This window comes from Oscillibacter valericigenes, from assembly GCF_021531915.1.
Lineage (GTDB): Bacteria > Bacillota > Clostridia > Oscillospirales > Oscillospiraceae > Oscillibacter > Oscillibacter valericigenes_A.
The window spans coordinates 1-728 of sequence record NZ_JAFBIV010000046.1; the positions used below are offsets into that span (position 1 = coordinate 1).

Annotated in this window: 2 protein-coding genes; one reads left to right on the forward strand and one right to left on the reverse strand. The window is 49.5% G+C overall.

Features of this window, described 5'->3' with window-relative positions:
* On the forward strand, positions 1–402 hold a 402-nt coding region (locus JQM66_RS12430; RefSeq protein ID WP_235230179.1), incomplete at its 5' end, for a tyrosine-type recombinase/integrase.
* Here the strand turns inward: JQM66_RS12430 and JQM66_RS12435 are convergent.
* Positions 399–728 (reverse strand): hypothetical protein (locus tag JQM66_RS12435; protein ID WP_235230180.1); only part of this gene is annotated, 330 nt, incomplete at its 5' end. The genes JQM66_RS12430 and JQM66_RS12435 overlap by 4 nt on opposite strands.

The following is a 728-nucleotide window of genomic DNA, read 5'->3' on the forward strand; positions in this document are numbered from 1 at the left end:
CGGTATGAAACGACCATCAGTGATGAGTTGAAGACCAGCGCGGGCAAGCGGGATATTCCAATGTCTGAGGAACTGGAGGAATGGCTGCTGGCCCGGAAGAAAAATTCTCACTCCCAGTACGTCATTGCTATGGAGAATCACCAGCCGCTGACGAAGTCTTCCTACAAGAGTATGTGGAAACTGATCGAGCGGGAACTGCCGGAGGCCCATGTGACGGCTCATATTCTGCGGCACACCTATATTACCCGCCTCTTTGAAGCAGGACTGGATATTAAAGAAGTGCAGTATTTGGCGGGACACAGTACGGTGGACATGACCTTGCGTGTCTATACCCACTATGACCGCCGCTCCCGGGAGGCCCAGACTGCTGAGAAGGTACGGAACGCTTTGAGAACCTCCTAATTTTGTTCAATTGTTGCAAATTTGCAACAATCGACATCTTTGCAAAGGTGACTGTCCTGCTGGAGAAGTATGTAATCTCCTGCGGACACAGAAAAATCCCCCAATCCATTGCGGCGCAAAGGATTGAAGGACAAGAAAAATTTGCAACACTTTTGCAACAAAGGCATGAAAAAAGGCCGGATTTTGCCGCAAATTACAGCAAGTCCGGCCGCCCAATATTTCCTGGTTCTGGGAAAAGAAGAATCCTCAAAGCCTTGCGGCTCTAAGGATTCTTCTTGGTGGAGACTACTGGACTCGAACCAGTGACCTCCTGCGTGTGAAGAAAT